This window comes from Pseudophaeobacter sp., assembly GCF_048267565.1.
Classification (GTDB): Bacteria; Pseudomonadota; Alphaproteobacteria; order Rhodobacterales; family Rhodobacteraceae; genus Pseudophaeobacter; species Pseudophaeobacter profundi.
The window spans coordinates 39,937-61,154 of record NZ_JBLWXG010000015.1 but is presented as its reverse complement, the minus strand read 5'-3'; the positions used below and the strand labels follow the sequence as shown (position 1 = coordinate 61,154).

At 58.7% G+C, this 21,218-nt stretch carries 16 protein-coding genes and 1 pseudogene; 8 read left to right on the top strand and 9 right to left on the bottom strand.

All coding sequences use genetic code 11. From position 1 onward, the window contains the following. Nucleotides 1–240: 240 nt before the first annotated feature. From ACN0VH_RS19660 to serB, 3 genes are read right to left on the bottom strand one after another with little or no spacing between them, the layout of a single operon-like run. Entirely contained in the window at nucleotides 241–2,382 is a 2,142-nt protein-coding gene (locus ACN0VH_RS19660) for an ATP-binding protein (RefSeq protein ID WP_417702167.1), read from the bottom strand. Beyond that, nucleotides 2,382–3,377, bottom strand: coding sequence for an amino acid ABC transporter substrate-binding protein (locus ACN0VH_RS19655; RefSeq protein WP_417702165.1), 996 nt, complete (start codon nucleotides 3,375–3,377; stop codon nucleotides 2,382–2,384). Before ACN0VH_RS19655 ends, ACN0VH_RS19660 begins: the two co-directional genes overlap by 1 nt. Further along, nucleotides 3,374–4,240: a phosphoserine phosphatase SerB gene (gene serB / locus ACN0VH_RS19650; RefSeq protein ID WP_417702163.1), complete on the bottom strand. Its 867-nt coding sequence runs from the start codon at nucleotides 4,238–4,240 to the stop codon at nucleotides 3,374–3,376. Before serB ends, ACN0VH_RS19655 begins: the two co-directional genes overlap by 4 nt. A gap of 356 nt (nucleotides 4,241–4,596) precedes the next feature. Between serB and ACN0VH_RS19645 the strand changes: the two genes are divergently transcribed. The 8 genes and pseudogenes from ACN0VH_RS19645 to ACN0VH_RS19610 all read left to right on the top strand — a co-directional run. After that, entirely contained in the window at nucleotides 4,597–5,610 is a 1,014-nt protein-coding gene (locus ACN0VH_RS19645; RefSeq protein ID WP_417702161.1) for an amino acid ABC transporter substrate-binding protein, read from the top strand. Nucleotides 5,611–5,683: 73 nt separating this feature from the next. After that, nucleotides 5,684–6,856, top strand: coding sequence for an amino acid ABC transporter permease (locus ACN0VH_RS19640; RefSeq protein WP_417702159.1), 1,173 nt, complete (start codon nucleotides 5,684–5,686; stop codon nucleotides 6,854–6,856). Then, complete coding sequence (locus ACN0VH_RS19635; protein ID WP_417702157.1) at nucleotides 6,828–7,955, top strand: amino acid ABC transporter permease; 1,128 nt, start codon at nucleotides 6,828–6,830, stop codon at nucleotides 7,953–7,955. The genes ACN0VH_RS19640 and ACN0VH_RS19635 overlap by 29 nt, the downstream gene beginning before the upstream one ends. A 25-nt stretch (nucleotides 7,956–7,980) precedes the next feature. Continuing rightward, on the top strand, nucleotides 7,981–8,751 hold the full coding sequence (locus ACN0VH_RS19630; protein WP_417702155.1) for an amino acid ABC transporter ATP-binding protein: 771 nt from the start codon (nucleotides 7,981–7,983) through the stop codon (nucleotides 8,749–8,751). Nucleotides 8,752–8,829: 78 nt separating this feature from the next. Then, entirely contained in the window at nucleotides 8,830–10,383 is a 1,554-nt protein-coding gene (locus ACN0VH_RS19625) for a Na/Pi cotransporter family protein (RefSeq protein ID WP_417702169.1), read from the top strand. 127 nt (nucleotides 10,384–10,510) lie between these two features. Next, nucleotides 10,511–11,149, top strand: a complete 639-nt coding sequence (locus tag ACN0VH_RS19620) for a response regulator (RefSeq protein ID WP_417702153.1) — start codon at nucleotides 10,511–10,513, stop codon at nucleotides 11,147–11,149. A gap of 11 nt (nucleotides 11,150–11,160) precedes the next feature. Beyond that, nucleotides 11,161–12,531, top strand: coding sequence for an L-serine ammonia-lyase (locus ACN0VH_RS19615; RefSeq protein ID WP_417702151.1), 1,371 nt, complete (start codon nucleotides 11,161–11,163; stop codon nucleotides 12,529–12,531). A gap of 455 nt (nucleotides 12,532–12,986) precedes the next feature. Next, nucleotides 12,987–13,223 (top strand): annotated as a pseudogene (locus ACN0VH_RS19610) (SDR family NAD(P)-dependent oxidoreductase); the annotation flags it as partial. Between the two features lie 207 nt (nucleotides 13,224–13,430). Here the strand turns inward: ACN0VH_RS19610 and ACN0VH_RS19605 are convergent. From ACN0VH_RS19605 to ACN0VH_RS19580, 6 genes are all read right to left on the bottom strand, one after another. Next, complete coding sequence (locus ACN0VH_RS19605; protein WP_417702149.1) at nucleotides 13,431–14,903, bottom strand: NAD-dependent succinate-semialdehyde dehydrogenase; 1,473 nt, start codon at nucleotides 14,901–14,903, stop codon at nucleotides 13,431–13,433. 3 nt (nucleotides 14,904–14,906) lie between these two features. Further along, entirely contained in the window at nucleotides 14,907–15,950 is a 1,044-nt protein-coding gene (locus ACN0VH_RS19600) for a tartrate dehydrogenase (RefSeq protein ID WP_417702147.1), read from the bottom strand. Nucleotides 15,951–15,965: 15 nt separating this feature from the next. Continuing rightward, on the bottom strand, nucleotides 15,966–17,429 hold the full coding sequence (locus ACN0VH_RS19595) for an aldehyde dehydrogenase family protein (RefSeq protein WP_417702145.1): 1,464 nt from the start codon (nucleotides 17,427–17,429) through the stop codon (nucleotides 15,966–15,968). A 108-nt stretch (nucleotides 17,430–17,537) separates the two neighbouring features. Continuing rightward, a complete protein-coding gene (locus ACN0VH_RS19590; RefSeq protein WP_417702143.1) occupies nucleotides 17,538–18,905 on the bottom strand; it encodes an FAD-dependent oxidoreductase in 1,368 nt (455 codons plus the stop codon). After that, entirely contained in the window at nucleotides 18,902–19,231 is a 330-nt protein-coding gene (locus ACN0VH_RS19585; RefSeq protein WP_417702141.1) for a (2Fe-2S)-binding protein, read from the bottom strand. The genes ACN0VH_RS19590 and ACN0VH_RS19585 overlap by 4 nt, the downstream gene beginning before the upstream one ends. Further along, nucleotides 19,228–21,216, bottom strand: coding sequence for a hydantoinase B/oxoprolinase family protein (locus tag ACN0VH_RS19580; RefSeq protein WP_417702139.1), 1,989 nt, complete (start codon nucleotides 21,214–21,216; stop codon nucleotides 19,228–19,230). The genes ACN0VH_RS19585 and ACN0VH_RS19580 overlap by 4 nt, the downstream gene beginning before the upstream one ends. Between the last annotated feature and the right edge of the window lie 2 nt (nucleotides 21,217–21,218).

The window sequence follows — 21,218 nt, the reverse complement described above, 5'->3', positions numbered from 1 at the left end:
CTTGTTCACAACTATCCTGTGATCTTATCGGGAGCTCGACCTCAGAACAGAGGCAGCCCAATTACGCATGCTTTGGGCTGGCTGGCGGCATCTGGCGGCATGGATCTGGTGCGGATACGCTGCAACCATCCTGCCGCATCGCCGCAAGACGCCTTAAGCATTGCTGAGCGGATTTTCCGCTCGCCAACTTGGAACGGTCCCGCTTGCTCCTGTTTCCATAGCAGCCGATTGGGCCTGCTCTCAAGGCTTCTTCCTATCGCAACTGCGGGCCGCAAAATGACGAAGCAGACTTGCCAGGCGACTGATCTCGAAAGGCTTCTCCAGTATTTGTACCGTTTCGGTCCCCCTCCAATGATCGGCAGCCTTTCCGGGCGTGGCCGTAGTGATAATCGTCGAGATGAGGTTTGGAGCCCTGTCCACCGCGTCGGCGATCAACCCATCCGCTGAAATGCCGCGGCCAAGGTCGTGATCGGTTATCAGGACGAAGGGCGTCTGTTGGCTTTCGATCGCGCTTAGGGCTTCACGAGAAGTCCGACAACTGGTCAGGTGACAACCGAGGCGCCTCAGACCGTCTGACATAGCGGAATTTACATCAGAGTCGTCTTCCAGCAATACAACCTTCAACCCTACCAAGGGCTCAAAAGCGCGCGCATTACTGGAGTTGTCTCGCGTCGGTTTCTTGCTTGGCCTGCTCTTGCGCAAAGGTAGAGCGAACCGAGCGCCGCCGCCGTCGGGCGTGGACATGGAAAGCTCGGTCTGCATGGCACGCGCCAGAGCAAAGCTGATCGACAGGCCCAGTCCGTAGTTTTGCGATTCAGATACTGAGCCAGATTGCGTGTGGTCGCCGTCCAACTCAAACCCGGGTCCCGTATCGGATACGATCAATGTCAGTAAGTCTGAGTCCTCTTCGACAGAGACTGTAATGTCGCCCTCATCGGCGTAGTCGATTGCGTTGACGATCAAGTTGCTGAGGATGCGGCACAAAGCATCCTCATCTGCGCTGACGTAGGCCCCTTCCTGTGGTGGCAAAAACTTGAGCCGCGCACCAGCGCTGAGGGCCCGCGGGCGCAGGTCTGCTTCGAGGCGTGCAAGAATTGCAGCAGGCTTGATCGGCTCTAACTTTGCGACGAACGTACCCGCTTCGAGTTTGGAGAGGTCCAGCACCGAGTTGAACAGGCGGACAGTTTCCTGTGTGAGATCCGCCAGATGCTCAACCGTTTCGCGCGATGCGTCCGGCAGCCCTTTGCGGTCTATGCCACCGATCAGCAGGCCCATAGCGTGAATGGGCTGGCGCAGGTCGTGGCTGGCGGCTGCCAGCAGAGTTGACTTGGACCGATTGGCCTTCTCTGCTTCGCGCCGCGCATCAGTCGCGGTTTCGTTCAAGGCTACAAGGCGGGCTTCTCGCTCAGTTATGGCCTCAGCCATATTTGCAAACGACGTCTCAATCTGAGCGATTTCGTTCGATGAAGACGCTTTCGGTGACTTCCCACCCTCATAGTCATTCATTTTGCGGGTCAGATCCTGAATACGACCAACGACGTTCCTGTCCAGATAGGTGTAGATGAACGCACCAATGGGCGCGAACACCAGAAAACAGAAAAGAATAAAATATAGGTTGCGTTGGATCAGCGATTGAATAGCCGCGCTGCGCGCGGTGGCGTCACTGGTCAAGCGTGAGGCCATGAACCGTGTTGCATCGGTCAGACGCTCTGAAAGCTGTGTGTGTTGCGTCAGACGCCCTTGGGCACGGGTTTCGATTTCGAGCAAGGCGCGGCGTTGCCCTACGATGTTCTGGCCAAGGTCCTGCCATTCAGGCCCAAGCTTTTCCAGCTCAATTTCGGATCGTTCAACCTGGTTTTGGCGCGTGGCGGCATCCAAATCCAGGTACCATAGCAGAACTGCTTCATTGCCTGGGGTGGCTTCTACCCGCGCCCGTAAATCGGTCTCGAGCGCTCTAAGGGCCTTTTCAGCGCGCAACCGCCTAACCTTGAGGGAGGTAAAGGCATTGAAGTTGCTCACCAGTGAATTCAGGCTTTGGTCTACGTGCGCGTATTCGCCGTTTCGCAGTTCAAAACCTCGTAGCAAATCCTTCTGCCGATTGATTGCGTCGATTTGGTCGCCTGCCTGAATGCGAATGGTCCCCAAAGCAATTTCGGAATTCGCGGCCAGGAGCAGTCCGACAAGGCTTGTCAGCCCTGAGACTTCGGCATTCAGTCGGGTCGCAACTGTGGCTTGCGGCAGATTAACGGCTACGATCCGGTCAAAATCTTGACGGAAGGATTGGATGCCAAAAACCGCAACAAACCCAATCGTGGCCGCGCCCAAAGACATCGACAGAAGCGAAAGAAAGACAATACGCCCGACACTTAGGGGGCGTCGCATCACGGCGCTTGCATCGGCAGTGGGTACATGAGCCCACCGTCTGACCAAAGACGGTTCAAACCCCTTGGCAGGTTCAGCGGCGAACCCGCGCCGAGGTTGCGCTCAAAAATCTCACCGTAATTTCCAACCTGTGTGATCACATCTGCGCCCCACGTGTCCGCCAGACCAAGCGTGTCACCACTTGGCAAGCCGATGTCCGCGATCTGGTCGGTATCGCTACCTTGCCCGAGATCGTTCGCTTCGGCTGCGATCGTCAGGTTCACCACCCAACGGACAATGTGCACCCATTCCGGGTCGGATTGACGCACGACTGCACCCAACGGTTCGTTAGAGATGTCATCTTCCAGTAAGGCAAAGTCGGTTCGATATTGAGGTTGACTAGCCACGCGGGCAGCCAAGTCACTGCCATCGGCAGTCACGGCCTGACATTCACGTCCAAAAAATGCCCGCCAGCGGCCAGATTGGGAAGCGATTTCAAGAATTTCCACACTGATTCCGGCACGCTCAATCGCGACGCGGATGTTGTCGATACTTGTGGTTCCTGAATTGGCGCAGATCGTCATGCCGTCCAGATCGGTCAAGTTGGATGCACCGGTATCGGCAAAAACCAGCACCTTTTGGGTGTCGTAATACGTGATTGCTGGAAATTCCAAACCGAGGGTCACGTCGCGCGTGAAGTTGTGTGTGGTTGTGCGAAACAACACGTCAACCTGGCCATCCTGCAGAACCCGTAGGCGGTTCAAGCTGTCGAGGGGCACAAATTCCACTGCTTCAGCATCGTTCAGGACCGCTGCGGCTACGGCGCGGCAAAAATCGACTTCGAATCCCGTCCAACGGCCATCTGCCTGCCGCGAGGCGAACCCGACATCGTCTATGCCTACGCCACAAATGAGATAACCTCTGTCCTGAACTGCAGACCGGGTTTCACCGGCTGCATAGGCCTCGACAGGACCCAACAACAATAGTCCGAGAAATAGTGTAAAACGGTAGATCATGCTTGCTCTACCTTCGTATTGTTCGCATCAAGTGCCAGCAATAGAGTACTGAGATCGCCATGTGTCATGTTTATATCCACGATTTCTTGAACAATAGGCTTTCCCTTATAACTGACAGGAAACCCACACGCCCTAAGCATCAATACATCATTAGCACCGTCGCCGATACAACATGCAGCTCCCGGGTCAATTCCAAGGTCTGTGCAGTGCTTTAGCAAAACGGCGCGTTTGGTATCAGCATCGCAAATCGGGTGCTCCAGTTCACCCGTCATGACACCTCTCGATAAGACCGGTGCATTGGCGACGACTTCTTCGAAGCCACAAGCTTCGGCGACGGCATCAGCGAAAACGCGATAGCCACCGGTGACAAGAACCGTTCTCACGCCACTGGCGCGCAGGTTTGTCAGCAGGGCTTTGGCACCGGGCATGTACCTGATGCGGCCACAAAGCTCTTTGAGTTGTGTCTCTGGCGTTCCGGCCAAAAGGCGCGTCCGTTCGATCAGGGATTGCGCGAAGTCGATCTCTCCGGCCATAGCCCGGGCCGTGATTTGGCTGACCTCATTACCGATCCCGCGCTCTTCGGCGAGGATATCCAGCATTTCATCCTGAATGACTGTGGCTTCCATATCCGCCACAAACAACTGGATGGGCTTGGCATCAATCGACCTGATCCAGACATCAAGGTGCAGGGACTTGGCGAGTTGGTGAAACTTTAATCGGTCAATCGCGCCGCGGTAGATCAAGGTATTTGGATTGGCCTGCCTCTGATTACTGTCGAAAAGCGTTGAAGCCTTTATCGCACGGCTAAATTCCTCAATCTTCTTTCGTGGGGGAGTCCCCAAAACAACGATTTGCTTTTCCATGCGCCCACTCCCAGCTCCATTTATGCGCAAGAGCATGACGGCCAGAGATGCCGCTGACAAATACGCCAGAAGGACCACGTTGAAAGTTTGCATGTGGGAAATAGGGTTGAGTTAATGTGCTGTTATTATTTGATTAAATCAAGCCTCATCCAAAAGGACTAGGTCGTCGGGATAATCTCAGGGGCCACATTCTAGGGGCGCGCCCGGCTTACTGGTCCCTATGACCAATGTTCACCAATTCTTTTTCGATCGTAACTTTTCCCCAACGGTCGCAGCATTTTGACGGTCGAGCTACAGGGCAAAAGCCCAATTCCAAAAAGGTGCCTCATCAGCGCCAAACCAACTGGGAGACGATAATGCGAAATTCAACGAAACTCGCTGCAATCACGGTTGCGGCCCTTGCAGGTGCGGGTACCGCAACGGCCGGAACGCTTGAGGATGTAAGAGAAGCAGGCGAATTAGCCTGCGGCGTCAGTGAAGGGGTGCCTGGCTTTTCCAACCCCAACTCGGACGGGGTTTGGGAAGGGCTAGACGCTGATATCTGCCGGGCCGTTGCTGCCGCCGTTCTGGGCGATGGCAATGCGGTGCGGTTTGTGCCGCTGGCCTCCAAGCAAAAGGTCCTTGCTGTGTCGAGTGGTCAGGTTGATATGACCTCGCGCACAACCACATGGACGATGAAGCGGGACAGCGCCGAGGGCGTCGACTTCACCGCTGTCGTCTTCTATGATGGCCAGGGCTTTATGACGAGCGCCGCTGCAGGTATTGCAAGCGCGACTAAGCTGAACGAGGCGACGGTCTGCCTGACGACCGGCACCACCACTGAGTTGAACCTTGCGGACTTTGCCCGGGCGAACGACCTGACACTGGAGCCGGTTGTCTTTGAAGGAAAGCGCGAGGCGGTTGAGGCCTATGCCTCGGGCCGCTGCGATGCTTTGACCACAGATTCCAGCCAGCTTGCCGCTTTCCGCGCAGGTTTTGCTGACCCATCCGAGCACGTTATCCTGCCCGAAGTGATCTCGAAAGAACCGCTCGCGCCTCTCGTTGCCCACGGCGACAACCAGTGGAAAGACATTGTAACCTGGGTCGTCTACGGTCTTGTCACAGCAGAGGAATTTGGCGTCACTCAGGCCAACGTCGCGGATATGGCAGCAAATTCTGGCAACCCAGCGGTTCAGCGGATGCTCGGTGCCACCGGTGATACTGGCGGGTTCATCGGCCTTGAAAGCAGCTGGATGGTCGATGTGCTAAGCGCCGTCGGCAACTATGGTGAGATCTACGATCGCAATCTAACCTCGACCCTGGGGCTTGAGCGCGGCGTGAACGCGCAGTGGACCGAAGGTGGCCTGCTTTACGCGATGCCAATTCGCTAAGCACATTTCTTACTAGTCGAGCAGGCGCGGTCGGCCTTCGGGTCGACCGTCACTCTGGCCAAGGCATCTCAAAATGAACACAACAAAACGAAATCCGAAGTCAGGGCTTTCTGCGGAATCGCTAGGCTCTTTGATATTGCAAGCCAGTGTCCTTCTGGCGGTTCTTGGGGTCGCGTACCTTCTATTCGCGAATACGCAAAAGAACCTGGAAATCCGCGGGATCGAAAGCGGTTTTTCGTTCCTGTGGCACGAAGCTGGACTCCCCATTGGTGACAGTCTGATAGACTACGATCCGTCACGCGGCTACGGTTATGCCTTTCTCGTGGGTGTGCTGAACACGCTTCTCGTCTCGGCGCTTGCCATCGTTTTTTCAACCGTCTTGGGCATCATTGTCGGTGTGTCGCGGGTGTCAAACAATTGGCTGCTGGCCAAATGCGCGTCAGTCTATGTAGAGACCCTACGCAACCTTCCGCTGCTTCTGACGTTGTTTTTTGTTTATACGGTCGTTTTGGCTTCACTTCCGCACCCGCGCGACGCCATCGAACTGGCCGAAGGCTACTACATCTCGAAACGTGGGATATACCTACCGCGCCCACTGGCTGAAGACGGGTTTGCCGTCTTTACTGTGGCCGCGCTCGTCGCACTTGGGTTAGCGCTTGTGTTCTGGAGATGGGCGCGGGCCTACAAGGTGCGTACTGGCCGGTCCGTGCCGGGGTTTTGGGGTGGGCTTGTCATCCTGGTGATCTTATGTGCGCTGTCATATGTCGCCACGGATCGACCCATCGGAAGTGAGTTGCCTGTCTATAAAGGCTTCAACTTCAAAGGCGGGCTGGCTCTGAAGCCAGAGTTCGCCGCGCTGTTGATTGGACTGGTGCTATACACTGCCGCTTTCATCGGCGAGAACGTTCGAAGCGGTATTCAATCTGTCCATGCCGGGCAAATCGAGGCCGCCAACGCGCTTGGTGTCTCGCGGGGCGTCGTTATCCGGCAGGTTCTTCTGCCGCAAGCTTTGCGCGTCACCATCCCAGCCACCACAAACGACTACGCCAGCCTGGTCAAGAACAGCTCGCTTGCCGTCGCAATCGGCTATCCAGACATGGTGTCTATCGGGGGCACGATCATTGGTCAGAACGGTCAAGCGATCGAAATCATCGCCATGTGGATGGCTGTTTATCTGACCATCAACCTAATCATCTCGCTTGGCATGAATGTGCTGAATGCGCGTGTCCAGATCGTCGAAAGGTGAACTCATGAAAGATACTGTCATTTCCTTTCAGCCATCTCCGGCACGGCCTGCCCCTGCACGCCAAGTCGCGGCAATCGCTTGGGTCCGCAGCAATCTCTTTGGAAGCTGGTTCGACACTGTCATCACGCTGTTTATCACTGCGCTGCTTTTGTCGTTTGTTCCCGACATGCTGAATTGGATATTCTTTTCAGCGACCTATGCAGGTGATGATGAGATCTGTCGTCAGAACGGCGGTGCCTGCTGGCCTTTCATCATCGAGAAATTCCAGGTCTTGATGATTGGTGTCTATCCGCAGGATCTTGCTTGGCGTCCGGGCGTGGCAGGGCTTGCTTTGCTGGTCCTTGCCTGGCTGACCTATTCGGATCGTATTAGGGGGGGCACTCTGATCGCTGCCTGGGCCATCTTGCCGATCTTCGCACTGATCATGATTGGTGGGGCGTTTGGGATGCAAGCGGTCGACCAGTCCGTCTGGGGCGGGTTGATGTTGAGTATCATGCTGGCGCTGGTCGGTGTGATCGTTTCGATCCCGCTTGGCATACTGCTGGCTCTGGGTCGTCACTATGGCTCGCCCGCTATCAAGGTTCTGTGCGTGACCTTCATCGAACTGCTGCGTGGCGTGCCGTTGATCACTATTCTCTTCATGGCGTCGGTCATGATGCCACTATTTTTGCCAGCTGAACTGGTGATCAACAACCTGCTCCGCATCCAGATCGGCATGATCCTGTTTTCCTCGGCCTACATGGCAGAGGTGGTGCGCGGCGGCCTGCAAGCCATACCGAAAGGTCAGAACGAGGCATCGCTGTCACTTGGGGTATCGCCTCTCTACACGGTCGCCTTCATCATCGTGCCCCAGGCCTTGCGGCACGTGCTGCCGCCGCTGATTGGTCGTTGCATCGCATTGTTCAAGGACACGTCTCTCGTCATCATCGTGGGCCTTCTGGACTTTCTGGGCATGATCAAAGGGGCCGCACTCGACACCGACTGGCTGGGCTTTCAGGCCGAGGCCTATGTCTTCGCCGCCTTCGTTTATTGGCTGATCTGCTACGGCCTCAGCCTGTACGGCCGCCAGCTTGAACAACGCGGGCCGAGCACCCGCTGACCGCACATCCTTCAGGAGCCTTTACATGACACCCAAACTTCAAAGCAGCATTGCCGAGGACGAAACCGTCATCGCGATGCAAAACGTCAACAAATGGTACGGTGATTTCCATGTCCTCAAGGACATCGACCTGACCGTGGCCAAGGGCGAACGGATCGTGATCTGCGGGCCGTCCGGCTCGGGTAAATCGACCTTGATCCGATGCATAAATCACCTGGAAGAGCATCAGGACGGCAAGATCACGGTCAACGGCACTCTGCTCGATAAGAGCTTGAAGAATATCACACATATCCGCCGTGAGGTCGGCATGGTGTTCCAACAGTTCAACCTGTTCCCGCACATGACAATCCTTGACAACCTTTGTTTTGCGCCCGTCTGGGCGCGCAATATGCCACGGGCCGAAGCCGAAGAAACGGCAATCCGCTATCTCACGCGTGTCGGCATTGCCGAGCAGAAGGATAAATACCCCGGACAGCTGTCAGGCGGGCAGCAGCAACGCGTCGCCATCGCTCGGTCACTCTGTATGAGTCCGTCGATCATGCTCTTTGACGAACCAACATCGGCGCTGGACCCCGAGATGATCAAAGAGGTACTGGATGTGATGATTGAACTGGCTGAGACCGGTATGACCATGCTCTGCGTGACGCACGAGATGTCTTTTGCACGATCCGTCGCGGACCGGGTGATCTTCATGGATGAAGGCGAGATCGTCGAGGAAAACGAACCCGCAGCCTTCTTCGATGACCCGAAAGTGGACCGGACGCAGAAGTTCCTAAGTCAGATCCTTTCCCACTGACGCTTGCACCTATTGGAAGGAGGCGGAGCAATTTCCGGCACTCTTGTACTCATGCAGATCGCAGGATCTGTGACTTTGATGCTGTGGGGCATTCGCCTGGTCCGCACGGGGATTATGCGAGCCTTTGGCGGGTCATTGCGGGTTGCTTTGAGCAATTCGTTGAATGGTCGGATCCCGTCCTTTGCCGCCGGGCTTGGCATTACGCTTGTCTTGCAAAGCAGCACGGCGACCGCGCTGGTTATTTCTTCATTCGCGGCCAAGGGTTTGATCTCCACGACAGTAGCCCTCGCGGTCATGCTAGGCGCGGATATTGGCACGTCCATTGCAGCGCAAATCCTATCCTTCAACCCCACATGGATCTCCTATGTCGCAGTGTTTGTCGGTGTGATGTTGCACGGGCGGTCGACCGTCTATGCCCGACGCCAGATTGGCCGCGCACTCCTGGGTCTGGGACTTGTGCTGTTGGCTCTCAGCCTCGTCCGCGCCGCGTCGGAGCCGTTACGGCAATCCGAGGTGCTTGGCTTTGTGTTCGCTGCCCTCGAAGGCGAAGTTTTATTGACCGTGTTCCTGACTGCCATACTGACCTGGCTGGTCCATTCAAGCCTCGCCGTCGTATTGTTGATCAGCGCCATGTCCGCCTCGGGCGTTGTCCCTCTGGGAACCGGGCTGGTCATGGTGCTTGGCGCCAATGTTGGCGGGACAGTCCCGCCCATTCTAGCCACGCTTCAGGCACGCGGGCAGGGCCAACATGCAGCGATTGGCAACGCCTGCTTCAAACTCACGGCTACGCTCCTCGTGTTGCCCTTCCTCCCAATGATTATTGACCAGATTGCGCGGTTTTCAGACAATGAACAGATCATGCTTCATGCGCATATGGGGTTCAATTTCATCGTCGCGCTGCTCTTCCTGCCTTGGGTCGGAACGGCCGCGCGCGCAATGGAGCATGTATTTTCGAACACGCTCCCCCCGGGCTTTGAGCCTACGACAAAGTACCTTGACCGTGATCTTCTCTGCTCGCCTGCTTTGGCGCTGACAAGTGCAACCCGCGAGCTATACCGGATCAATGAGTATATCGAAGGCTCCCTGGCACGTCTGACAAATAGTATTTCTAGCAATGCCACGCCCGATCTTGAGACCATCCAAGCCAATCAAGACCGGGTCACGATGATTACCGAAGAGGTCAAGCTGTTCCTTACCGAGATCAGCCGCGAGGAGATTTCGGACGCCGACAGCAAGACCGTGATGAATCTGTTGCTACTTACCACCAACCTTTGGCATGTGTCTGATCTGGTGGCCAATGCGGCGGAACAATTTGGTGCCACTTCAGATGCGGAGACCAGATTTTCTACCCAAGGCGAGAATGAACTGCTCGCAATTCTAGAGGTCATCCGTAACGGTCTTCATGTGGCACTATCTGCGGCGCTGCAAAACGACGACAAAGTCAGGAAGACAATCCAGAAACAGCGCAAAGAGTTGGAAAAACTGGTCGATAGCAGCCGCTCGTCCCACTTCAACAGGTTGGAGGCTCGGAATTTCTCCGCCATCAACACAACATCCCTCCACAACGAGCTTTTGCGGGACTTTTCGCGGATTTATTACCACATCCACACCGCCTCGAAAGTCGGAGCTTAGCCGTGGAACAAAGGTACGCGTCTCAAAAGCCTAAACCATTTCGAAATCTTGCGGCATCTCTGCATAGTGACAGAATGGTTGGCAGGCTGTTAATACCTGGATGCAAGGGTTTGGAAAGGCGCGGTGCATGTCTGTCATTTTGATCGTTGATGACCATCACTTGATACGTACTGGCGTAAAGAACCTGCTAGAAGGTTCATTTGCTGACATGCGCGTAGAGGGCGCGGAGACCGTCGCAACGGCTCTGTCTTTTTTGCAGCGCCACACTGACGTCGACCTTGTATTGATGGATATCAAACTGCCTGATGCCTCGGCGATGGATGGTTTGACTCGGCTTAAACAAGTTCATCCCGCAACACCTGTTGCGATGATCTCCGGCATTGAAGACAATGATGTGATCAGCGCGGCCCTGTCTAGCGGCGCAGATGGGTTTGTCCCAAAATCTGCCGATCCACAGATCCTGGTGAATGCTGTTTCCCTCATACTGCAGGGAGAGATTTTCCTACCAAGAAGTTTTTTGAAAGCAGACAGAAGCGATGCGTTGCAGCCATCGCTGCCAATTCAAGAGATAAAACTGACAGACCGACAATCCGACGTTTTGACGCTAATGTGCGCAGGGCTTTCAAATAAGGAAATTGCGCGAAAACTTGATTTGTCTGAAAGCACCATCAAAACTCATGTCTCCGCAATCCTCAAGGAGCTTGGAACAACCTCTCGCACCAAAGCAATTGCGCAGGCAAACGCGCTCGGTTGGCCCGCTGTCTAACACAAAGCCAAATGTTCATCAGCGTCTTTGATATCTTTAAGATCGGGATTGGTCCGTCATCCTCCCATACGATGGGTCCAATGGTGGCCGCTGCACGGTTTCTAGAATCCCTTCGGACCCGAAAGCTTTCACCTGCGCGGTTGAAAGCGACGCTTTATGGCTCACTCGCCTTCACCGGCGTCGGACATGGAACGGACCGCGCGACCATTCTCGGTCTCGCCGGCTTTGCGCCTGACACTTTTGATCCCGAGGCCGCGCAGTTTGCATTGGACAAAGTCACAGCAACCAAAACACTCGCCCCACCGGGTTTTGAGACCCTGCAATTTAATCCGAAGACCGATCTCACGTTTGACTTTGATGCACCGTTTGAAAACCATGCAAACCGGATGACACTCACAGCACTTGCAGCTGACCACTCGCTGTTGCTGGAAGAGACCTACCTGTCAGTGGGCGGGGGGTTCGTTCAAACGCCCAGTGAGTACCTGGACGAGACGGTCACCCAGACCTCGGATGTTCCTTTTCCGTTCACGACCGCAGAGGGCTTGCTGGAAATGTGCCGAACCTCGGAGCACAGCATTGCAGAGCTAAAACGTGCAAATGAACTGGCATGCTGCGCACCGTCAGATCTAAACGAAGGACTTTTAAGAATTTGGACGACAATGAAGACCTGTATGAATCGCGGGCTATCAGCGCGCGGCATTCTTCCTGGCGGCTTGAACGTGCGACGTCGTGCCTCTGACATCTACGCAAGCCTGAGTGCCGAACGTCGCGCGAACCAAACAGCGGGCCATGTCGTCAACGAATGGATCAGTGTCTACGCGATGGCGGTGAATGAAGAAAACGCAGCAGGGGGGCAAGTCGTGACCGCGCCAACCAACGGAGCTGCTGGCGTTGTTCCTGCCAGTTTGCGCTATTGGCTAGATCATGTGCCCGAAGCCACTCAAGCCGATATCGAGACGTTCCTGCTGACGGCGGCCGCGGTCGGCGGCATCATCAAGTTCAACGCATCGATCAGCGGGGCCGAATGTGGGTGCCAGGCCGAAGTTGGTTCGGCAAGTGCCATGGCCGCAGCAGGGCTCGCTGCCGTCATGGGCGGTACGCCAGCTCAGGTCGAAACGGCGGCAGAAATCGCGCTTGAGCACCACCTTGGAATGACCTGCGATCCGATCAAGGGCCTAGTCCAGGTGCCATGCATCGAGCGCAACGGACTTGGTGCCGTCAAGGCTGTCACTGCTGCGTCTTTGGCGCTTCGGGGCGACGGCACTCATATCGTCTCTTTGGACTCCGCGATCGCCACAATGCGCGAAACCGGGGCCGATATGAGTGAAAAGTATAAAGAAACTTCGCTGGGCGGACTTGCTGTGAACGTCCCCAATTGTTGAGCCTGAAGCAGCGAGCCCGACCCGTTTTGCCAAAACACTTCTACATGGCTGTGTACCACATCTTCACCCTGGATGATCTGCAAGATGCGCCTGAGTGCAAACAAGGTCTCGCCTTTCCGAGACTTTTGAATGGCGGGTTTGGCGGAAGCGACTCTTGAGCGCCACTTTCGCCGCCCCCTCCCCGGACCGCTAATGCTGCGTAAGCAATAGCCGCACTGGCGAAAGGCAGGTTATCATCTTACGTCTGCGACTTCTTTGGAATATCAAAGCGACATGCTTTAGTATTTGTTGGTAAACAACACGGACCCTGTACCGCTTGCAAATTCTCGGCGCCTGTCCCATGCGGCTGACAGTGCTGACAGTGGGTTGTGCCGTTTTTTACATCTGGGTTTGATTGTCGCTGTGTTTCGCGCGCGAACTGCTTCCAGAGTGCTTCCAGAGTGCTTCCACGGGCTGGGACTGGCGTAACGGGCGCAAACCTCGATGGAGAAGCGCTGAACGCTTTGGTCGAGGGTGCGAAGGACCGTTGGGGCCGCATCGATGTCTTGGTGAACTCTGCTGGCCACGGACCAAAAGGACCGGTTCTCGAAATCAGCGATGAGGATTGGCATCAAGGGATGGAAGTTTACCTGATGAACGTGATCCGTCCGACACGGTTTGTCACGCCAACAATGCAGGCAAATGGTGGCGGGCTTCGCGCGCAGCGACCTTGAAGTAGGCGACCTCGTTGCGCCATTCGATCTTAACCTGACGTTATCGAAGAAATTCTACCTGGTCGAGCCGGACGGCCTCGGCGACCGTCATGACATCCGGCAGTTTTGCCAATGGATGAGGCATCAGAAATTTTGATATGGCGGGGGAGCAGCAGTGCCGATCCCCTCGCCAAAAAGCCAGATCTATTATAAGCCACCGAAGTGAAACGCCTTGGTTTCAAGGTATTCCTCGATGCCTTCTTGCGCGCCTTCACGACCAAGACCGGAGCTTTTCACGCCGCCAAAGGGCGCTTCGGCATGACTGAGCGCGCCGGTATTCAACGCCACAAGACCGGATTCCAGTGCTTCGCCAAAGCGGAACGCACGGGCCATATCGGTGGTGTAGAAATACGCAGCCAGACCGAAGGGGGTGCCATTGGCGATCTTGAGCGCTTCTTCTTCAGTCTCGAACTTGAAGATCGGCGCCACCGGGCCAAAGGTTTCCTCTCCGGCCAGCTGCATCTCGGTCGTGGCGCCTTGCAGGACCACTGGATCGGCGAACTGGTCGGGCAGATCGCGCGTCGCGGTGGCGCGGGAGGCGCCTTTGGACAGGGCGTCGGCCACGTGGGCGTTGATCTTGGTGATTGCCGCAGAGTTGATCATCGGACCGATGTCGGCGCCCGCGTCCAGACCCGACGCCACCTTGAGCGCATCGACCTTTGCGGCAAGTGCCGCCACGAAGCGATCATGAATGCCCGACTGAACCAGAATGCGATTGGCGCAGACGCAGGTCTGACCGCCGTTGCGGAACTTGGAGGCCATGGTGCCTTCGACAGCGGCATCCAGGTCGGCATCGTCAAAGACCACGAAGGGCGCGTTGCCGCCCAGCTCCAGGCTCATCTTTTTCAGAGTCGGGGCGCATTGTTCGGCCAGCAGCGCACCCACGCGGGTGGAGCCGGTGAACGAAAGTTTGCGCACCACAGGCGAGCCGGTCAGCGTCGCGCCGATTTCGGCAGGCTGCCCGGTCAGCACATTCAGAACACCGGCGGGAATGCCCGCGCGTTCGGCCAAAACACAGACGGCCAGCGCCGAATAGGGCGTGAAATCCGATGGTTTGATGACCATGGTGCAACCGGCCGCCAGGCCCGGAGCGACCTTGCGGGTGATCATCGCGATCGGGAAGTTCCACGGCGTGATGATGGCGCAGACGCCCACCGGTTCCTTCATCGCGAAGATCTTCTTGCCTTTCACCGGACTGGGGATGATGTGGCCGTTGATGCGGCGCGCTTCTTCAGCGAACCAGCGCACGAAGGACGCCCCGTAGGTCACCTCGCCACGTGCTTCTGCCAGGGGTTTGCCCTGCTCGGCAGTCAGGATCATCGCCAGATCATCGGCGTTGTCGATCATCAGCTGATACCAGGCCATCAGCAGGTCGGCGCGCTCTGCGTGGGTGCGCGCTTTCCAAGCCTGCATCGCCTCTTCTGCCGCCGCAATCGCGCGGGTGGTCTCGGCTGCGGTGCAATCAGGCATATGGCCCAGAACACCACCGGTGGCCGGGTTGCTGACCTCCATGTCGTTGCGCGTGATCCAGTCGCCGTTGATCAGCGCGGCCTCGCGGAACAGGCTGGGATCTTTCAGGTTTTCGCGGATGTCAGCGGGAAATGTCGTGTGTTGGTTCATGGCTCAGGCCTCCAGTGCGGCGATGACAGCCGCGGTGATGTCTTCGGTGGAGTTAAGGCCGGGACGGATGCCGATGCCCTTCGCGGTGGCGGCCTCGATGGCTGACAGCACGGCCTCGGCCGCGTCTGCCTCACCGAGATGCTCCAGCATCTGCGCCAGCGACCAGATTGCGGCGATGGGGTTGGCGATATTCTTGCCTGCAATATCCGGTGCGGAACCATGCACCGGCTCGAACATCGACGGCGCGCTGCGGTCCGGGTTGATATTGGCCGATGCGGCAAAGCCGAGGCCGCCCTGGATCGCGGCGCCCAGATCGGTGAGGATATCGCCAAAGAGGTTTGAGGCGACCACGACGTCAAGATCCTGCGGTGCCATCACCATCTTCGCCGCCATTGCATCAATGTGCATATGGCTGACGGTAACCTCGGGATACTCTGCGGCCAGCTCCTTTGTCACCTCGTCCCAGAACACCATCGAGTATTTCTGCGCGTTGGATTTTGTCACCGAAGTCAGGTGCTTGCGGCGGTTCCGAGCCTGCTCGAAGCCAAAGCGCAGGATACGCTCGACGCCCGCGCGGGTGAACACGGACGTCTCGACCGCAACCTCGTTGTCCTTGCCCTCGTGCACGCGACCACCGGCACCGGAATACTCGCCTTCGGTGTTTTCGCGGATGCACAGAATGTCGAAACCGTCCGCTTTCAAGGGACCTTCGACGCCCTCCAGCAGGCGATGCGGACGGATGTTGGCATATTGGTTGAAGGCCTTGCGGATCGGCAGCAACAGCCCATGGAGCGAGACGGAATCCGGCACAGTGTCCGGCCAGCCCACCGCCCCGAGATAGATCGCATCAAAGCCACGCAGAGTGTCAATTCCGTCTTCCGGCATCATCCGGCCGGTTTCGGTGTAATATTCGCACGACCAGGGAAAGGTCTTGGTTTCAAAGGTGAAACGCCCCTTCGCGACAGCGGCCAGAACCTCGATCGCGGCATGTGTGACGTCGACGCCGATCCCATCACCGGGAATGAGAGCAAGTGAGTGATGTGTCATGGAAAACTACCTATTTCAAAGATCAATCAGGACGGATTTGCTGCGGCGGTTCGCAAGATAGGCCTCGCGGCCGAGATCCTTGCCAAGGCCCGAGGCCTTCCAGCCCCCGGTTGGTAGGATATGATCGCGTGAGCGTCCATATCGGTTGACCCAGATCGTCCCCGCCTCGATCCGGCGCGACAGACGCAGGGCGCGGCTCAGGTCGCGGGTGAAGAGACCCGCCGCCAACCCGTAGGTCTGGTGCGCGGCCATCGCCATCGCCTCGTCCTCGCCCTTGAAGGTCTGGAAGGTCGCGACGGGGCCGAAGATCTCTTCGGTCACGGCCGGATTGTCCTGGGTGACGCCGGTGATCAGCGTAGGCTGGTAATAGCTGCCCTCCCGGTCAAAGGCCTTGCCGCCGCACAGGAGGTCCGCGCCTTGCGACACGGAGGCCTGCACGATACTGTCGATGCGCGCCAGCTGGCCTGACGAGATGATCGGCGAGAACCCCGCGTCTGCCGCCAGTGTATCGGCCAGTGTATCGGCCGGGGTATAGCGCGCGAACCGGTTTGTGAGCCGCTCGGCGAGCGCGTCGGCAATGCTCTCCTCGACGAGTATCCGCGACCCTGCGACGCAGAACTGGCCTGCATTGGGCATGATCCCCTTGTCGAGGCATTCCGCCGCCAGATCGAGGTCGGCATCGGCAAAGACCACCATCGGGCTCTTGCCGCCCAGCTCCAGCGTCATTGGTTTGATGCCGGTGCGGGCGATGTTTTCCATGATCGCAGAGCCGGCGCGGGTGGAGCCGGTGAAGGACACTTTGTCGATCTGCGGATGGCCGGTGATTGCCGTCCCCGTCACAGGCCCATCGCCCAGCACCACGTTGATCAGTCCCGCCGGAATGCCCGCCCGGACCGACAGTTCCGCGAGATATAGCGTGCTGTAGGGGGTCATTTCCGAAGGTTTCAGGACCACCGCATTGCCTGCGGCCAGCGCCGGGCCGAGTTTCCAGCCTGCCATGGAGATTGGGAAATTCCAGGGCGTGATCGCACCGACCACACCGTAGGGTTCATCCGCGATGTAGCCAAAGGCCGCATCGGACGTGGGCACCAGCGCGCCGCCTTCTTTATCGGCGAATTCCGCGAAAAAGCGGATCTGGTCGGCGGTGACCGTCACGTCGCCGGTCTTGGCCTGGCTCATCGGTCGCGACGAACAGATCGCTTCAAGCCAGGCCAGACGCTCGGCTTCCTGTTCGATCAAATCGGCCCAGGCATGCATCGCCTTCAGCCGGTCCCGCGGCGTGATCCCGCCCCAGTTCGAGGCGGCCCGCGCCGCATGGGCGGCCTTCACGGCCATATCCACAACACTGGCGTCGCCGCGCGGGATTGCTCCGATTTTCGCGCCGGTCGAGGGCGAAATCACGTCGATCACGGCATCATCTGGCACGTAACGACCCGCGATGAAATGTCCCGCTGGCAGCGGGGCGTCGAAGCCGGGCATAGGCATCTCCTTTTATCTTTGCAGGCAGAATGTAGCGAGGGGCGCGGTGTTAGCTGCCGAATGCCGCGCCACAGTAGAATTCTCTGCGGGATGCGCCGGATTGGCAGATTATTCTGCGTCCTCCGTCGCCTCTGTCAGCCAGGCGCCAATCCCTGCCGGGCGGGCTGGGGGCTGGGCGCGCAATCGGCCGACCTGCTTTGGCTGGCGGCCTGATGCGGCGGCAAGAATCTCGGCCCCAGCCAGCTGGCAGTAGCGGCCTTGGCATCGCCCCATGCCGACCCGAGCGAGCGATTTCGCCCGGTTTGCTTCGGCACCCGATAAGGGCAGTGTCGCGCGCAGATCCCCGGCAGAGATCCCCTCGCAGCGGCAAATCGTGGCGGTGTCGGGCAGCGATTGCAGCGCCTCCCCCGGCCAGGGAAAGGCGCGCGACATCCCCGCCGCAAAGCGCTGCATCCGCGCCAGCTTGCGCAGGATCGGGTCGGGGTTTCGATGCGGAAGGCCCAAATCCTGAAGGCAGGCGATGGCAGCGGCCTGTCCGGCCAATTCCGCCCCGTCCGCGCCCAGAATACGCAGCCCGTCCCCCGCCAGATACAGCCCGTGTTTGGCGCGGCCCAGTTGATCGGTCTCGGGCAGCCACTGATCGAAAGTCTCGTTCCATGCAAAAGAGGCACCCGCCAGATCCGGCACGGTGCTATCGGCACGCAAATGCCAGCCAAGCCCGACCATGTCGCAATCTGTGTGTCGCGAAGTGCCCGACCCGTCGCACCAGTGGATCGCGGTTGGTCCCGAGCCGCCGCTGTCGATCCGCTCCAGCGTCACAGCAGCGTGATAGAGCCTTCCTAGCGCTGCACGCAATCTGAGCCCGCGCAATGTCACGAACGGACGCGCCAGCGCCATCTGCAAACCGCCGACGATTTGAGCCCGCATTGGCGCGGTATCCAGAACAGCCGCAACATTCGCCCCGGCTGCAATAAGCTGCGTTGCCAGCAGGGTCAGCAACGGACCGGAGCCTGCCAGCGCGATTTTCCGTCCCAGAGCAATGCCTTGCGCCTTCAGTGCGATCTGCGCCGCGCCCAAAGAATAGACGCCGCCCACTTGCCAACCGGGCACGGGCGCCAGCCGGTCGGTCGCGCCGGTTGCCACGATCAGCCGGTCATAGCAGACGCGTTCACGCGCGGCGCCCAGTACATGCGCGACCCCATCCCGCAGCGCCATGACGGAGCGTTCGGGCAAATGTGTAATACGGTCCTCCGCAACCAGCGCGTCAAACGTGTCATGGAGGGCGCGCGCCTTAGGGGCCTCACTTCCATAGAGTTTTTCGGGCGCGCGGCTGAACCCCACCGGCGGGCGGCGGTAGATCTGGCCCCCTGCGCGGGCGGCTTCGTCCACAACGACAGGGTGCAGGCCCGCCGCGACCAGGGTTTCCGCGGCGCGAATTCCGGCAGGTCCGGCCCCGACGATCAGAACACGGGTCATAATGGATCTCCTTCGCCGCACCCTCCGGGCCATTGTGCCTCAGTTGCCGCGCTGCGCAGGCGCATCCCCTTGCGCAGCGGGGTCGAACAAGCCCGCAGTCGCGGTCCATCCTCCTGCCAGATCCAGCAGTCCTGGCAGGCCCCCATCAGGCAAAAACCGGCACGGTCTTCGGGACCGAATTCGGCCTTACGCAGGGCGCGGCGTGACAGCAAAATCGCCGTCAGCACCGTATCCCCGTCAAGCCCCGTCAGCGCCTCGCCATCGAGGCGAAAACTGACGGCAGAGCGGGCCGTCTCGGCCAATCGCACGAGACGCCCCTGTGTCATTCCGCAGCCTCGGCACAGGCAGCGGGGCGCGGCAGTTCGGGAAACCGCGTGCAAGTGGCGTCAAAGGCCGCGTCCACGGCTTCCGCCCCCTTGCCCTCGATCCGCCGAAAGATCTCGGTCTTAGTGAAAAACCGCCAGTGAATAGGCAAGGCCATCAGGATCTCAGTCAGCCGGTCATAGGCCGCATCGGTCCAGCGCGCCTCATAGTTAGTGCGCTCGGGACCGAAGTCGAAAACGGCATCCGAGGTCGTCTGCATGGCTGCGCGCGCCTTTTCGGTCGCGGCTTCGTCCACCATGCCATTGGCGACGATCACGCCATAATCGCGTGCGGCGGCCTCGACCGAGACATAGCCCCGCGCCACATCTTGCAGCACGCGCCAGGGTTCGCGTTCAAGCGGGCAGCCTCGCCCGCCGCCCCCGGCGGATCGCACACCGAGCACATCGCCCGGTTGCAGGATCGCCGTATCCTTGGAGCCCATACGACGCTCGTCCGGTGTGCCGGGGTTCACCACCATATCGGCGAGTCCGGCAGCCTTGCCGCCACCGGTGCCCCAGGGGCGGAAGCGACTACGGTCGCGGTTGCGTGCCGTGATGCGGCTGTCCGGCGTGAAAACGCGGAACGCCATTTCGGTGGCCAGTCCACCCCGCCAGCGCCCGGCTCCGCCTGTGTCCTTGGCCAACCCATATTTGACAAACTCGACCGGGACTTCGGTTTCGGTGATCTCGATGGGCGTATTGGCGAGATAGGCCGCATCGGCGCCGGACCCGTTGGTGCCGTCGCGGGTCGGCATGCCACCGCCGCCCCCAACCACCGGGTTCACGGCGGCAATCACGGTTTTCTGGCTGCGCTCGTCGCGGGTCATTACGTTGACGATGCAGTTGTTGCCCGCCGGCGCTGCGGGCATCCGGTCAGGGATCGCCCGCACGAAGGCGCCAAAAATGACGGAACGCAGGCGCGCACAGGTCAGCGACCGCATGCCGACCGCCGCAGGTTCCACCGGGTTCAGCACCGTGCCTTCCGGGGCAATGCAAGTGAACGGCCGGGTCAGGCCGGTATTCAGCAGAATGCGCGGGTTCAGCGTATAGAGGACATAGTACACCCCCACCAACAGCATGGTATGACGCGGATTGCCCCCAGAGGGCACGTTGAGCGAGGATGTCAGCTGCGGATCGGAGCCGGTGAAATCAAGGATCGCCTCCTCGCCCCGGATCTTCAGGGTCAGTTTCAGACGGCAGGGATTGGCCTCGTCGCTGTCTTCATCTGCATAGTCGGCAAAGACGTAGTCGCCATCGGGGATCTCCGACAGGATTGAACGTGCCTGTGCCTCCGCCTGATCCATCAGCGTCGCGACGCCGGACAGAAAGCCCTGTTTGCCGAAGCGCTCGACCATGGCATGAACCTTGCGCTCGCCGGTGTTGAGCGCCCCGACGAGGGCCTTGATATCGCCGATGTTGAGCGAAGGCTTGCGGACGTTGGTCTGCATGATTTTCAGGATCTGCTCGTCAAAGACACCCTCGTTCACCAGCTTCATGGGCGGAAAGCGGATGCCCTCCTGCTGGATCTCGGTCAGGGAGCGCGACAGGGAGGCGGGCACCGCACCGCCCATATCGGTGTTGTGGATGTGGCCGCCGGTCCAGGCGACGATCTCGCCTTCCGCAAACACAGGCTTCCATAGATGCGTGTCGGGCGCATGGGTCGCAACGTTCCCCGAATAGGGATCATTGGTGAAGGCCACATCGCCGGGACGGTATTCGCCCTCGACCATTTTAATCGCCGGGCCATAGGCCATGCCGGGATACCAGGTCGCGCCCAGGTCCATCGGCACCGCGAAGGTATCCCCGGTCTGATCCATGAGCATCACGGTAAAGTCCTGCGTTTCCTTGACAAAAGCGGAGTGCGCAGTGCGTTGCAGGGTGTGGCCCATGTTCTCGGCCGCGGCGCGAGCGTGATTGGCGAGCACTTGGAGGGTCATTTTATCGAACATGG